General features: G+C 61.3%; 11 protein-coding genes. 10 read left to right on the top strand and 1 reads right to left on the bottom strand.

Annotated features, from left to right (window positions below; translation table 11 throughout):
* The first annotated feature begins 160 nt into the window (after positions 1-160).
* The 10 genes from sdhC to HXS65_RS07935 all read left to right on the top strand — a co-directional run bounded on the left by sdhC (position 161) and on the right by HXS65_RS07935 (position 12,660).
* Positions 161-538 carry a succinate dehydrogenase, cytochrome b556 subunit gene (gene sdhC, locus HXS65_RS07980; protein WP_043333108.1) on the top strand — a complete coding sequence of 126 codons (378 nt, stop codon included), beginning with the start codon at positions 161-163 and terminating at the stop codon, positions 536-538.
* Positions 532-879 (top strand): succinate dehydrogenase, hydrophobic membrane anchor protein, encoded by a 348-nt coding sequence (sdhD, locus tag HXS65_RS07975; protein WP_077379219.1) that lies wholly within the window; start codon positions 532-534, stop codon positions 877-879. Before sdhC ends, sdhD begins: the two co-directional genes overlap by 7 nt.
* Positions 880-882: 3 nt before the next feature.
* On the top strand, positions 883-2,655 hold the full coding sequence (gene sdhA, locus HXS65_RS07970) for a succinate dehydrogenase flavoprotein subunit (protein WP_077379221.1): 1,773 nt from the start codon (positions 883-885) through the stop codon (positions 2,653-2,655).
* Between the two features lie 114 nt (positions 2,656-2,769).
* Positions 2,770-3,474 (top strand): succinate dehydrogenase iron-sulfur subunit, encoded by a 705-nt coding sequence (locus HXS65_RS07965; RefSeq protein WP_077379223.1) that lies wholly within the window; start codon positions 2,770-2,772, stop codon positions 3,472-3,474.
* A gap of 228 nt (positions 3,475-3,702) precedes the next feature.
* A complete protein-coding gene (locus HXS65_RS07960; protein ID WP_077379225.1) occupies positions 3,703-6,537 on the top strand; it encodes a 2-oxoglutarate dehydrogenase E1 component in 2,835 nt (944 codons plus the stop codon).
* 51 nt (positions 6,538-6,588) lie between these two features.
* On the top strand, positions 6,589-8,139 hold the full coding sequence (gene odhB / locus HXS65_RS07955) for a 2-oxoglutarate dehydrogenase complex dihydrolipoyllysine-residue succinyltransferase (RefSeq protein ID WP_077379227.1): 1,551 nt from the start codon (positions 6,589-6,591) through the stop codon (positions 8,137-8,139).
* 110 nt (positions 8,140-8,249) lie between these two features.
* On the top strand, positions 8,250-9,689 hold the full coding sequence (lpdA, locus tag HXS65_RS07950) for a dihydrolipoyl dehydrogenase (RefSeq protein ID WP_077379229.1): 1,440 nt from the start codon (positions 8,250-8,252) through the stop codon (positions 9,687-9,689).
* A 108-nt stretch (positions 9,690-9,797) separates the two neighbouring features.
* Positions 9,798-10,964, top strand: coding sequence for an ADP-forming succinate--CoA ligase subunit beta (sucC, locus tag HXS65_RS07945; protein ID WP_077379231.1), 1,167 nt, complete (start codon positions 9,798-9,800; stop codon positions 10,962-10,964).
* Positions 10,964-11,836, top strand: coding sequence for a succinate--CoA ligase subunit alpha (sucD, locus tag HXS65_RS07940; protein WP_065392579.1), 873 nt, complete (start codon positions 10,964-10,966; stop codon positions 11,834-11,836). The genes sucC and sucD overlap by 1 nt, the downstream gene beginning before the upstream one ends.
* A gap of 281 nt (positions 11,837-12,117) precedes the next feature.
* Positions 12,118-12,660 (top strand): DUF302 domain-containing protein, encoded by a 543-nt coding sequence (locus HXS65_RS07935; RefSeq protein ID WP_176493623.1) that lies wholly within the window; start codon positions 12,118-12,120, stop codon positions 12,658-12,660.
* A 185-nt stretch (positions 12,661-12,845) separates the two neighbouring features.
* Here the strand turns inward: HXS65_RS07935 and glpQ are convergent, their stop codons facing one another.
* On the bottom strand, positions 12,846-13,991 hold the full coding sequence (glpQ, locus tag HXS65_RS07930) for a glycerophosphodiester phosphodiesterase (protein ID WP_205632712.1): 1,146 nt from the start codon (positions 13,989-13,991) through the stop codon (positions 12,846-12,848).
* Between the last annotated feature and the right edge of the window lie 28 nt (positions 13,992-14,019).

Here is a 14,019-nt window from a genome sequence, read left to right as displayed (position 1 = left end):
GTCATTTGTCATGCCAATGGCCAACCCCTATAATCCTCCGTCGCGCGACTGGCGGGAAATTCGGCTCGGTACCGTGGATGGCCTGCGCCCGAGACCCTTCCTCAAACCACCGCCCCTGCGGGCTTGCGTCCGTGTTGGGCCAAGAGAGTGTGTAAGAGCCGTGAATAGCAAACGACCCGTAAATCTCGATCTGACGACGATCAAATTCCCTCTCCCTGCCCTTACTTCAATCACTCACCGTATTACCGGCGTGATTCTGTTCGTGGGCCTGGTGTTCGCGTTGTGGGCACTCGATGCCTCGCTGTCCTCCCCGGAAGGGTTCGAGGCAGTGCGTGACACCCTGGCAACCAATTTCCTTGCCAAGATCGTGGCCTGGGGCCTGCTGTCTGCCCTCGGTTTCCATTTCGTGGCAGGTATCAAACACCTGCTGATGGACATGGATATTGGTGTCGAACTTGAAAGTGCGAATCGCAAGGCGCAGGTCACTGTCGTGATCAGTGCTGTTCTCGTGGTCCTGGCGGGAGTCTGGGTATGGTAAACAACATCACCAATTTCAGTCGCAGTGGTCTGTCTGACTGGGTACTGCAGCGTGTGTCTGCCGTGGTTCTGGCAGCCTATTCCGTGTTCATGGTCGGCTATCTCCTGCTGCACCCGAACCTCGATTACGCCACCTGGAGTGGTCTGTTCGAGAACACGGCAATGCGCATCTTCTCTCTGATGGCATTCATCGCGATTGCCGCACACGCCTGGATCGGTCTGTGGACCGTGGCGACCGATTACATGAAGCCGACCGCGCTGCGCTTCGGTTTCCAGGTCTTCGTCATCCTTGCGTTGTTCATCTTCTTGGTCTGGGGCGTTCAAGTCCTGTGGGGAGCCTGATACATGTCCACCATGCGTAGCCTGACATTCGACGCGATCATCATCGGCGGCGGCGGCGCTGGCCTGCGTGCCGGTCTCGAACTGTCCCAGTCCGGCAAGAAGACTGCCGTGCTGTCCAAGGTCTTCCCGACCCGCTCGCACACTGTCTCTGCCCAGGGCGGTATCACCTGTGCCATCGCCTCTGCTGATCCGAACGACGATTGGCGCTGGCACATGTATGACACCGTCAAGGGCGGCGATTACATCGCTGACCAGGACGCGGCTGAATACATGTGTACCGAAGGCCCGAAGGCGGTCTTCGAGCTGGAGCACATGGGTCTGCCGTTCTCTCGCTTCGACAATGGCCGCATCTATCAGCGTCCGTTCGGTGGCCAGTCCAAGGACTTCGGCAAGGGTGGCCAGGCAGCACGTACGTGCGCCGCGGCTGACCGTACCGGCCACGCGCTGCTGCACACGCTGTATCAGGCCAACCTGAAAAACGGCACCGTCTTCCTCGACGAGTGGTACGCCATCGATCTGGTCAAGAATGCCAACGGCGACATCGTCGGCGTGATTGCCCTGTGCATCGAGACTGGCGAGACCGTCGTCGTCAAGTCCAAGGCCACCGTTCTGGCCACCGGTGGTGCGGGCCGTATCTACGCCTCCACCACCAATGCCCTGATCAACACCGGTGACGGTATCGGCATGGCACTGCGTGCCGGCCTGCCGGTCCAGGACATGGAAATGTGGCAGTTCCACCCGACCGGTATCCACGGTGCGGGCGTGCTGGTCACGGAAGGCTGCCGTGGTGAAGGTGGCTACCTGGTCAACAAGGACGGCGAGCGCTTCATGGAGCGTTACGCGCCGAATGCCAAGGACCTCGCGGGTCGTGACGTCGTCGCGCGCTCCATGGTCATGGAGATCCTCGAAGGTCGTGGTTGTGGCGAGAATGGCGATCACGTCTTCCTGAAGCTGGATCACCTCGGTGAGGAAGTGCTCAACAAGCGCCTGCCGGGTATCTCCGAGCTGTCCAAGACCTTCGCGCACGTCGATCCGACCAACGCGCCGATCCCGGTCGTGCCGACCTGTCACTACATGATGGGCGGTATCGCCACCAACGTGCACGGTCAGGCCATCGCGCAGAACGAAGACGGCACCGACCGCATCGTCAACGGCCTCTATGCCGTGGGTGAAGTGGCCTGCGTCTCCGTTCACGGTGCCAACCGTCTGGGCGGCAACTCGCTGCTGGATCTGGTTGTCTTCGGCCGCGCGGCAGGCAAGTACATCGAGAGCGCGCTCAACGAAGGCATCGAGTACCTCGAGCCGACCCAGAGCGACATCGATTCTGCCCTGGTGCGTCTGAATCGCTGGAACGAGTCCGAAAGCGGCGAGTCCGTGCCGGAACTCAAGCGCGAACTGCAGCAGATCATGCAGAACTCCTTCGGCGTCTTCCGTCAGGAAGACAAGATGGAAGAAGGCGTCAAGCAGCTGTCCGAGCTGCGTGAGCGTATCGCCAAGGCGGGGCTGGCTGACAAGTCCCAGGTCTTCAATACCGCGCGTATCGAAGCCCTTGAGCTGGACAACCTGATGGAAGTGGCGGAAGCCACCGCCATTGCGGCCCTGACCCGCAAGGAAAGCCGTGGTGCCCACTCCCGTTACGACTTCCCGGATCGTGATGACGAGAACTGGCTCAAGCACTCTCTGTTCTTCCCGAACGAGAAGCGTGTCGGCAAGCGTGACGTGAACTTCGCGCCGAAGACCGTCGAGCGTTTCGAGCCGAAGATTCGTACCTACTGAGTCTGACAAGCACCAGTTCGCACTCGCTCGAGTTCACGCTCGCTTGAGTTCGCCGTGATCCAGGTGCGTGCAGGGCATCGCACGCACCTGACCCGTTTGCCCGGAGGGGAAACCATGCTTCAGGTATCCATATACCGCTACAACCCTGAAACCGATACTGCGCCGTACATGCAGGAGTTTCAGGTCGACACCCAGGGCCGTGACCTGATGGTGTTGAACGTGATGGAAATGCTCAAGGAACAGGACAGCTCGCTGGCCTATCGTCGCAGCTGCCGCGAAGGTGTCTGTGGTTCCGACGGCATGAACATGAACGGCAAGAACGGCCTGACCTGTGTCACCGCGCTGTCCGAAGTCGTCAAGGACAACAAGCTGGTGCTGCGTCCGTTGCCGGGCCTGCCGGTCGTGCGTGACCTGGTCGTCGACATGAGCCTGTTCTACAAGCAGTACGAGCGCATCCAGCCGTACCTGCTCAACGACACGCCGGCCCCGGCCATCGAGCGTCTGCAGTCGCCGGAAGACCGCGACAAGCTCGACGGTCTCTATGAATGCATCCTGTGTGCCTGCTGCTCGACGGCCTGCCCGTCCTTCTGGTGGAACCCGGACAAGTTCGTCGGTCCGAGTGGTCTGCTGCAGGCCTATCGCTTCCTGGCCGACTCGCGTGACACGGCCACCAAGGAGCGTCTGAGCGAACTGGACGACCCGTTCTCCGTATTCCGCTGTCGCGGAATCATGAATTGTGTCGCGGTTTGCCCGAAAGGTCTGAACCCGACACGTGCTATCGGCAAGATTCGTGAGCTTTTGCTGGCAAACGCCACTTAAAAGCCGAGCGCTAGCTTGTTATGATTGCACGTCAGCTGCGGCAGGGTGTCACACCTTGTCGCAGCGCACAGCTTGCTGGAGCCGGTGCCTTGTGCACCGGCTTTTGACGATAAAAGAAGACTCAGATGGTGAAGGCCTCCATGGTTTCGCCATACAGGGCATAATCGAGTGACGCCGACAGCGCTTGTCCGGCGCCTACCCCACCCCATCAGTCAGGGTGACCGAGAGATGCAAGAAGGCACAATGGAGTTGATGTGGCGCACTTCCCATATGAGCGGCGGGAATGTCCACTACGTAGAAGATCTCTACGAGCGTTATCTTGTCGACCCGAACGAGGTTCCCGACGAGTGGCGCAACTACTTTGATACTCTGCCGCGTCATGACGGCAGCCCCTCCCAGGATGTTCCGCTGACCCCGATCCGTGAGCAGTTCTACGAGATGGGTCGCAACAGTCGCCGCTCGGTGGCTGTCTCGGCGGGCGAGAGCAGCGAGAACAAGAAGCAGGTTCGTGTTCTTCAGCTGATCAACGCCTATCGCTTCCGTGGCCACCAGAAGGCGGACATCGATCCCCTCGGTCTGCGCAAGCCGGCACCGATTCCTGATCTTGAGCTTTCCTTCCACCAGCTGTCCTCCGCTGACATGGACGTCGAGTTCCAGACCGGCTCGCTGTTCCTCGGCAAGGACGTTGCACCGCTGAAGGAAATTCACGCCGCGCTGGAGCAGACCTACTGCCGCAGCATCGGCGCCGAGTTCATGCACATCGTCAATACGGAAGAGAAGCGCTGGCTGCAGCAGCGTTTCGAGTCCGTGCGTTCCAAGCCGAACTTCTCACGCGATGTCCGCCATCACGTGCTGGAACGTCTGACCGCCGCCGAAGGTCTCGAGAGCTACCTCGCCAGCAAGTACCCGGGGACCAAGCGCTTTGGTCTGGAAGGCGGCGAATCCTTCATTCCGATGATGGATGAGCTGATCCAGCGCAGCGGCAAGTACGGTACCAAGGAAGTCGTGATCGGCATGGCTCACCGTGGCCGCCTCAACCTGCTGGTCAATCTGCTGGGCAAGAGCCCGTCCGAGCTGATCGAGGAATTCGACGGCAAGAAGCAGATCGCCAAGGGCTCCGGTGACGTGAAGTACCACCAGGGCTTCAGCTCGAATGTCATGACACCGGGCGGCGAAGTCCACCTGGCACTGGCGTTCAACCCGTCGCACCTGGAGATCGTCTCTCCGGTGGTCGAGGGCTCGGTGCGTGCCCGTCAGGATCGTCGTGAAGACGCCGAGGGTGACAGCGTACTGCCGATTTCCATCCACGGTGACGCGGCATTCGCCGGTCAGGGCGTGGTGATGGAAACCTTCCAGATGTCGCAGACCCGTGCCTACAAGACGGGTGGTACCGTTCACGTCGTCATCAACAACCAGGTGGGCTTCACCACCTCGCGTGCCGATGACGCGCGTTCCACCGAATACTGCACCGACATCGCCAAGATGGTTCAGGCGCCGATCATCCACGTCAATGGTGACGACCCGGACGCCGTGCTGCACGCCGCCCAGGTCGCCATCGACTATCGCCAGCAGTTCAAGCGTGACGTGGTGATCGACCTCGTGTGCTACCGCAAGCGCGGTCACAACGAGGCGGACGAGCCGTCCGGCACCCAGCCGCTGATGTACGCCAAGATCAAGTCCCAGAAGACCGCTCGCGAGAAGTATGCGCAGCGTCTGGTCGAGGAAGGCGTGCTCAGCGAGGAAGAGACCCGGCAGCTGGTGGATCAGTACCGCGCGGATCTCGATGCCGGCAATCACGTCGCCAATGCCCTCGTGAAGCAGCCGAATACCGGTCTGTTCGTCGATTGGACGCCGTACCTGGGCCACGAGTGGACCGGCGATGCCGATACCTCGATGGACATGAAGCAGCTGCAGGCGCTCGCCAACAAGATGTGCGAAGTGCCGGACGGCGTCTCGGTCCAGCGTCAGGTCAACAAGATCTACGAAGACCGTCGCAAGATGGCCGCCGGCGGCATGCCGCTGAACTGGGGCTTCGCCGAGACGCTGGCCTACGCCACCCTGGTGGATGCCGACCATCCGGTACGCATCACTGGCCAGGACGTGGGTCGTGGCACCTTCTCCCACCGTCACGCGGTGGTGCACAACCAGAATGATGGCAATACCTACGTGCCGCTGCAGCACATCAAGGATGGTCAGGCAACCTTCACCATCCATGACTCCTACCTCTCCGAGGAAGCGGTGCTGGCCTTCGAATACGGCTACGCCACGACCATGCCGACGGCATTGGTGGTGTGGGAAGCCCAGTTCGGTGACTTCGCCAACGGTGCCCAGGTGGTGATGGACCAGTTCATCTCCTCCGGCGAGAGCAAGTGGGGCCGCCTGTGCGGTCTGACCATGCTGCTGCCGCACGGTTACGAAGGTCAGGGGCCGGAGCACAGCTCCGCGCGCCTCGAGCGCTATCTCCAGCTGTGTGCCGAGCACAACATGCAGGTGTGCATGCCGACCACGCCGGCGCAGATCTATCATCTGCTGCGTCGTCAGGTCATCCGCTCGCTGCGCAAGCCGCTGGTCGTGTTGTCGCCCAAGTCACTGCTGCGTCACAAGGAAGCGACTTCCACCCTCGACGAGCTGGCCGATGGCCGCTTCGAGATGGTGCTGGCCGACAAGGGCAATCTTGAAGCTTCCAAGGTCAAGCGCGTCGTGCTGTGTGCCGGCAAGGTCTATTACGACCTGGCAGGCTATCGCGCCGAGCAGGGCCGTGAAGACGTTGCCATCATCCGTGTCGAGCAGCTCTATCCCTTCCCGAAGGAAGAGCTCCAGGCCGCCATCGCCGACTACGAGAATCTCGAGCAGGTGATGTGGTGCCAGGAAGAGCCGCTCAACCAGGGTGCCTGGTATCAGAGTCAGCACCACATGCGTCAGGTCGCTGATCAGCATCGTCAGGGCCTCGGCATGAGTCTGGCCTTCGCCGGACGCCCGGCCTCTGCGGCGCCTGCCGCGGGCTACATGTCCGTTCATAACGAACAGCAGCGCCAGCTGGTCGACGACGCCTTCAACAAGTAAAGGCCCGCGACCCGCAAGGGCACCGAGAGAGAATCGAGTTAAGGAACTCCAATGGCTATCGATATCAAAGCGCCGTCTTTTCCGGAATCCGTCGCCGAAGGCACAGTGGCGACCTGGCACAAGCAGCCCGGTGACAGCGTCGAGCGCGACGAGCTGATCGTCGAGATCGAGACTGACAAGGTGGTGCTGGAAGTGGTGGCACCGCAGAACGGCACCCTGGGCGAGATCAAGGTCCAGGAAGGCGAGACCTGCGAGTCCGAGCAGGTACTGGGTACCATCGGTGACGCAGACGCCGCATCTTCCGACGAGAAGAAGCAGGCGCCCGCTGAAGGCAAGGACGACGCCAAGGCCGAGAGCAAGCCGGCCGCCGGTGGCGAAGGCGAGACGCTGGAAGTCAAGGCGCCGAGCTTCCCGGAATCCGTCGCGGAAGGCACTGTCGCCACCTGGCACAAGAAGGTCGGTGACGCCTGTGAGCGCGATGAGCTGATCGTCGAGATCGAGACTGACAAGGTCGTGCTGGAAGTCGTGGCTCCGGCAGATGGCGCCCTGAGCGAGATCAAGGTTCAGGAAGGCGAGACCTGCGAGACCGAAGCCGTGCTGGCACTGTTCAGCGCTGGTGCTTCCGGTGCCGCTGCTCCGGCCGCTGAGGAAAGCGACAGCAAGTCCGACGAAGGTCAGGACGAGAAGGTCGGTGACAAGATTCTCGCGCCAGCCGCTCGCAAGATGGTTGCCGAGCACGACCTGGACGTCAGCAAGCTGGTCGGTACCGGCAAGGGCGGTCGCGTGCTGAAGGAAGACGTGGCCAAGGCCGTCAAGGAAGGCACCGCAGCCAAGTCCGCTGCCAAGCCTGCTGCCGCACCGAAGGCCGCTGCACCGAAGGCCGCTCCGGCCTTCGAGGGCGAGCGTCCCGAGAAGCGCGTGCCGATGAGCCGCATGCGTCAGACCATCGCCAAGCGCCTGGTCAATGCCCAGCAGACCGCCGCCATGCTCACCACGTACAACGAAGTGGACATGAGTGCGGTGATGGAGCTGCGCAAGCAGTACAAGGACACCTTCCAGAAGGTGCACGACACCAAGCTCGGCTTCATGGGCTTCTTCGTCAAGGCGGCCACCGAAGCGCTCAAGCGCTTCCCGGACGTCAATGCCTCCATCGACGGCACCGACATCGTCTACCACGGTTACCAGGACATCGGCGTTGCCGTGTCGTCCGATCGTGGTCTGGTCGTGCCGGTCCTGCGTGATACCGACAGCATGAAGCTTGCCGATGTCGAAAAGACCATCGTCGACTTCGGTCAGCGCGCGCGCGCCGGCAAGCTGGGCATCGATGAGATGCAGGGCGGCACCTTCACCATCACCAACGGCGGCATCTTCGGTTCCCTGATGTCCACGCCGATCCTGAATCCGCCGCAGACCGCCATCCTGGGCATGCACAAGATCCAGGAGCGCCCGATGGCCGTGAACGGTCAGGTCGTCATCCGTCCGATGATGTATCTGGCGCTGTCCTACGACCACCGCATGATCGACGGCAAGGATGCAGTCCAGTTCCTCGTCGCCATCAAGGACCTGCTGGAAGATCCGGCTCGTTTCCTGCTCGACGTCTGAGACTGCAACGCCTCACGCCCGGGGCTTCCCCGGGCGTGTGCGGCCCCGATGGGTGACAGGTTGCCCATCGGGATGCCAATCCGAATCGAACTGCACCAACAGGAAGAGACATGGCCGATAAATTTGATGTAATCGTCATTGGCGCGGGCCCCGGTGGCTATGTGGCTGCCATCCGCGCGGCTCAGCTGGGTCTGAAGACTGCCTGCGTCGAGAAGTGGGTCAACAAGGAAGGCAAGACCGTCCACGGCGGCACCTGCCTGAACGTCGGCTGCATCCCGTCCAAGGCGCTGCTGGAAACCTCTCACAAGTTCGTCGAGGCACGTGACGAGTTCGCCGAGCTGGGCATCAAGGCCGATGGCGTCGAGATCGACGTGGCCAAGATGATCGAGCGCAAGGCGCAGATCGTGAAGAACCTGACCGGCGGCATTTCCGGTCTGTTCAAGGCCAATGGCGTGACCGCCCTGGAAGGTACCGGCAAGGTGCTGCCCAACAAGCAGGTCGAAGTCACCGGTCACGACGGCGAGAAGGCGACCTACGACGCCGAGAACATCGTCATCGCGTCCGGTTCCGTGCCGGTCGAGATTCCGCCGACGCCGCTGACCGAAGGTCTGATCGTCGATTCCACCGGCGCCCTCGAATTCACCGAGACGCCGAAGCGTCTAGGCGTCATCGGTGCCGGTGTCATCGGTCTCGAGCTGGGTAGCGTGTGGAGCCGTTGCGGTTCTGAAGTCACCGTGCTGGAAGCGGTCGACAGCTTCCTGCCGATGGTCGATGCCGCTGTCGCCAAGGAAGCCCAGAAGCTGCTCAAGAAGCAGGGTCTGGACATCAAGCTCGGCGCCCGTGTGACCGGTTCCGACATCAAGGACAGTGAAGTCGTCGTCAAGTACACCGACGCCAACGGCGAGCAGGAACAGACCTTCGACAAGGTCATCGTCGCGGTCGGCCGTCGTCCGTACACCCAGAGCCTGCTCGACAGCGATGTCGGCATCAATCTGGACGAGCGTGGCTTCATCCACGTCGATGACCAGTGCGCGACCAGCGTGCCGGGTGTCTACGCCATCGGTGACGTGGTACGTGGCCCGATGCTGGCCCACAAGGCCTCCGAAGAGGGCGTGATGGTTGCCGACATCATCGCCGGCCACAAGGCCGAGATGAACTACGACGCCATCCCGAGCATCATCTACACCTTCCCGGAAGTTGCTTGGGTCGGCAAGACCGAGCAGCAGGCCAAGGCCGAAGGCATTGAAGTCAAGACCGGCAGCTTCCCGTTCGCGGCAAGCGGTCGTGCCATGGCCAACAATGCCACTGAAGGTCTGGCCAAGATCATTGCCGACGCTGAGACTGATCGCGTCCTGGGTGTTCACATCATCGGCCAGCATGCCGGTGAGCTGATCGCTCAAGGCGTGACGGCCCTCGAGTTCGGCGCCAGCGCCGAAGACCTCGCGCTGATCTGCACGGCTCACCCGACACTGTCGGAAGCCGTACACGAAGCCGCGCTGGCCGTTGACGGGCATGCGATTCACATCGCAAACCGCAAGAAGCGCAAGTAAGCGTCCTTCCGAACAAGAGGCGCGTCGCCCCGGCCAGGCCGGGGCGAACGGTGGCAGCCGCATCTCGCGACTGCCGTTCGAGTCTAATGCAACCAATGGCATGACACGATGAACCTTCACGAGTATCAGGCAAAACAACTGTTTGCCGACTATGGCCTGCCGGTGTCCAAGGGCTTCGCCGTTGACACCCCGGAAGACGCTGCTGAAGCGTGCAAGAAGATTGGCGGCGACAAGTGGGTCGTCAAGGCACAGGTCCACGCAGGTGGCCGCGGCAAGGCCGGCGGCGTCAAGCTGGTCGAGAGCGCACAAGCCGCTTCCGACTTCGCTTCCCAGTGGCTGGGCAAGAACCTGGTGACCTACCAGACTGACGCGAATGGTCAGCCGGTCACCAAGATTCTCGTCGAGAACTGCACCGACATCGCCGAAGAACTGTACCTGGGTGCCGTCGTCGACCGTACCACTCGTCGCATCGTCTTCATGGCTTCCACCGAAGGCGGCGTGGAAATCGAGAAGGTTGCCGAAGAGACACCGGAAAAGATCCTGAAAGCCGAGATCGATCCGCTGGTCGGCGCTCAGCCGTACCAGGCGCGTGAACTGGCCTTCAAGCTGGGTCTGAACCCGACCCAGATCAAGCAGTTCACCAAGATCTTCCTGGGTCTGGCGAAGATGTTCGCCGACAAGGATTTCGCGCTGCTGGAAATCAACCCGCTGGTCATCACCGACGAAGGCAACCTCCACTGCCTCGACGGCAAGATCAACATCGATGCCAACGCCGTCTACCGTCACCCGGACCTGCAGGCGATGCACGATCCGTCTCAGGAAGACGAGCGTGAAGCGCATGCTGCCAAGTTCGAACTGAACTACGTTGCCCTCGACGGCAACATCGGCTGCATGGTCAACGGCGCAGGCCTGGCGATGGGCACCATGGACATCGTCAACCTGTCTGGCGGCAAGCCGGCCAACTTCCTCGACGTGGGTGGCGGTGCTACCAAGGAACGCGTTGCAGAAGCGTTCAAGATCATCCTGTCCGACGACAACGTCAAGGCTGTTCTGGTGAACATCTTCGGCGGCATCGTGCGTTGCGACATGATCGCCGAAGGCATCATCGGTGCCGTCGAGCAGGTCGGTGTCAACGTGCCGGTCGTGGTGCGTCTGGAAGGCAACAACGCTGAACTCGGCGCCAAGAAGCTGGCCGAAAGCGGTCTGAACATCATCGCTGCTACCAGCCTGACTGACGCGGCGCAGCAGGTTGTCAAAGCTGCGGAGGGCAAGTAATGAGCATTTTGATCGACAAGAACACCAAGGTGATCTGCCAGGGCTTCACTGGCGGCCAGGGTACCTTCCACTCTGAACAAGCCATCGCCTACGGCACCAAGATGGTCGGTGGCGTGACGCCGGGCAAGGGTGGTCAGACTCACCTGGGCCTGCCGGTGTTCAACACCGTCGCGGAAGCTGTTGCCGAGACTGGCGCTGAAGCGTCCGTCATCTACGTGCCGGCACCGTTCTGCAAGGATTCCATCCTTGAAGCGGCCAATGCAGGCATCAAGCTGATCGTCTGCATCACCGAAGGCGTGCCGACTCTCGACATGCTGGAAGTCAAGGTCAAGTGCGACGAGCTGGGCGCGCGTCTGATCGGTCCGAACTGCCCGGGTGTCATCACTCCGGGTGAGTGCAAGATCGGCATCATGCCGGGTCACATCCACCAGCCGGGCAAGGTTGGTATCGTGTCTCGTTCAGGCACCCTGACCTATGAAGCCGTCAAGCAGACCACTGACCACGGTTTCGGTCAGTCCAGCTGTGTCGGTATCGGTGGCGACCCGATTCCGGGTTCCAACTTCATCGACATCCTCGAGCTGTTCGAGAAGGACCCGAAGACCGAAGCCATCGTCATGATCGGCGAGATCGGCGGTTCCGCTGAAGAAGAAGCGGCTGCCTACATCAAGGCGAACGTCACCAAGCCGGTCGTCTCCTACATCGCTGGTGTGACTGCGCCTCCGGGCAAGCGCATGGGCCATGCAGGCGCCATCATCTCCGGCGGCAAGGGTACTGCCGACGAGAAGTTCGCGGCTCTGGAAGAAGCTGGCGTCAAGACTGTGCGTTCACTCGCAGAGATCGGCGATGCCATCAAGGAAGTCACTGGCTGGTAAGCCTGTGATCTCCTGACAGCGCTCGGCGGCAACGCTGAGCGCATGTCACCGAAAGGGCAGACCCACCGGGTCTGCCCTTTTTTCATGTCTGTCACTCGGTGAGGGAGTCATTGTCGGGAGCGATAGCTCATGCAAATGCGCATCACATCGCCTTCGCCACTCCAGACGGCAGGTGCGTTTGGATCAAGCAATTGCTAATCTGATGAGGTTCATTGGCACCTGACCAAGCGACACGTGCAGATGCCCCACGGCGAAACACGACTCACTGATGAGGATGTTCCATGCTCAAGACCTTCCCCGCTGTCACGCGTTCCGCCCGCCTGCTGGCGCTGCTGTCTCTGCCGTTGGTTACCGGCATTCCGCTGATGGCCAGTGCAGATTCCGGCGCGGCGGCAGCGTCCGCTCCTAAAGCCTCGGCGAGCATGCAGGTGCCTGCCAAGGGCATCGAGTCCGTGACCAGTCGTGAGGATGTCGCCACCGTCCAGGCGCGTCTGGAGAAGGCGCTCGAGGCCAAGGGGCTGACGCTGTTCAGCGTCATCGAGCATGAGGCGGGTGCCGAGAAGGTGGGGATGGAGCTTCCTGCCACGCATACCGTCATCTTCGGCAACCCCAAGGTCGGTACCCTGTTGATGCAGTGCAATGGTTCGGCTGCGCTGGATCTCCCGCAGAAGATGCTGATCCGTGCCGTGGAAGGGGGCAGCGTGATCGAGTGGAATGATCCGCAGTATCTGGCCAATCGTCATGATCTGGATGACTGCAAGCTGCCGCTGGACAAGATCGGTGGACTGCTCAAGGGCCTGGCGGCCGAGGCAGCGGGGCAATGAGACGTGAAGACGCCACGTTTCAGCGCTGATCCTCCCAGTCTGGACGACACTGACACGAGCACTGACATCAGACACTGACATCCGTTTCTGACATTGCGCAGGACGAAAAAAGCCGGACTCCCTGAGGAGTCCGGCTTTTTCATGTGTCACCGCTCGCATTTCTGCAAGCCGTCCTGCCGTGAGTCCTACAGGGCTTCGCCGTTGTGCTTGAGCCACTGTACCGCGCGGTCCGGGTAGTCCGTGAAGACGCCATCGACATCGGCGTCGACGAAGAACACGCGCAGCATGTCATCATAATCGCTGGCCCAGTCAGGGATGCGACCCTCATCAAGCCGGAAGGTATAGGGCATCACGATCAGGCCTGCTGCATGCGCTTCCTTGACCAGCGGCGTGACCTTGATGTCGTCCCGGGTCGAGCTATCCTCGATCACCATCGGCTTCCACGGCCCGATGCCATCGGCATAGCCGGCAATCCGCTGCATGGCCCCATCCTGGTACATCCAGTCATAGCTGTAGGGCTCGAGCTTGCCATCCGAGCCCGGCTGGAAGGTCATGTCCCAGCTGGTCTCGCCCATCAGCTGCACCAGTCGCAGGTCCATGCCCAGCTCGGGCTGCAGCGTGTCGTGGATGCGTTCGAGTCCATTGGGATCAAAGACCTGCACGATGGCATTGTCGTCATGGTCCACATAGCCGTACTGCTTGAGCGTCTCGAGAACGGCTCTGGAGATTTCCTTGCCCTCGGACTGATGGAACCAGGGGGCCTTGATCTCGACATACAGGCCGACATCACGGCCCGTGGAGTGATTCAGGCCCTGAATCATCTCGATCTCCTCGCTCAGCGTATGCAGACCGAAGTGGGACTTGCCCAGCGGGAAGCGCTCGGGGTAATCCGTGACACGCTCGCCATCCTTGACGGTGAAGCCCTCGCTGAAGGCCAGCTTGCGCAGCTCATCCAGGGTGAAGTCGATGGCATAGTAGCGGCCATCCTCACGAGCGCGGTCCGGGAAGACATCGGCGACATTGGTCACGCGATCCAGAAAGCGATCATGCAGCACCACCAGCTGATCATCCTTGCTCATCACCACGTCCTGCTCAAGGAAGTCGGCACCCTGGGCATAGGCCATCGACTTGGCGGCCAGCGTGTGCTCGGGCAGGTAGCCCGAGGCACCACGGTGAGCCACGACGACCTTGTCGGTGCCATGGCCGGGGTCGATGCTGCGCAGCGTCGCGTCATCGGCGAGGGCAGTGGAGGCCGTGGTCACAAGCAATGCGCCCATCACGCCAAGACGCGTGAGTGAGCGGTGAGTCAGGAAATGAGGGGAGCCGGACATGTGGGATCACCTTGGATGTGGTTATTGT

Source organism: Cobetia sp. 5-25-4-2, from assembly GCF_013374075.1.
GTDB classification, from domain to species: Bacteria; Pseudomonadota; Gammaproteobacteria; order Pseudomonadales; family Halomonadaceae; genus Cobetia; species Cobetia marina.
The sequence above is the reverse complement of the archived record's forward strand: the minus strand, read 5'-3'. Positions and strand labels throughout refer to the sequence as shown.

Coding starts and splice junctions, on each gene's coding strand:
- sdhD (WP_077379219.1), top strand. CDS start 532: ATGGTAAACAACATCACCAATTTCAGTCGCAGTGGTCTGTCTGACTGG.
- sdhA (WP_077379221.1), top strand. CDS start 883: ATGTCCACCATGCGTAGCCTGACATTCGACGCGATCATCATCGGCGGC.
- HXS65_RS07965 (WP_077379223.1), top strand. CDS start 2,770: ATGCTTCAGGTATCCATATACCGCTACAACCCTGAAACCGATACTGCG.
- HXS65_RS07960 (WP_077379225.1), top strand. CDS start 3,703: ATGCAAGAAGGCACAATGGAGTTGATGTGGCGCACTTCCCATATGAGC.
- odhB (WP_077379227.1), top strand. CDS start 6,589: ATGGCTATCGATATCAAAGCGCCGTCTTTTCCGGAATCCGTCGCCGAA.
- lpdA (WP_077379229.1), top strand. CDS start 8,250: ATGGCCGATAAATTTGATGTAATCGTCATTGGCGCGGGCCCCGGTGGC.
- sucC (WP_077379231.1), top strand. CDS start 9,798: ATGAACCTTCACGAGTATCAGGCAAAACAACTGTTTGCCGACTATGGC.
- sucD (WP_065392579.1), top strand. CDS start 10,964: ATGAGCATTTTGATCGACAAGAACACCAAGGTGATCTGCCAGGGCTTC.
- HXS65_RS07935 (WP_176493623.1), top strand. CDS start 12,118: ATGCTCAAGACCTTCCCCGCTGTCACGCGTTCCGCCCGCCTGCTGGCG.
- glpQ (WP_205632712.1), bottom strand. CDS start 13,991: ATGTCCGGCTCCCCTCATTTCCTGACTCACCGCTCACTCACGCGTCTT.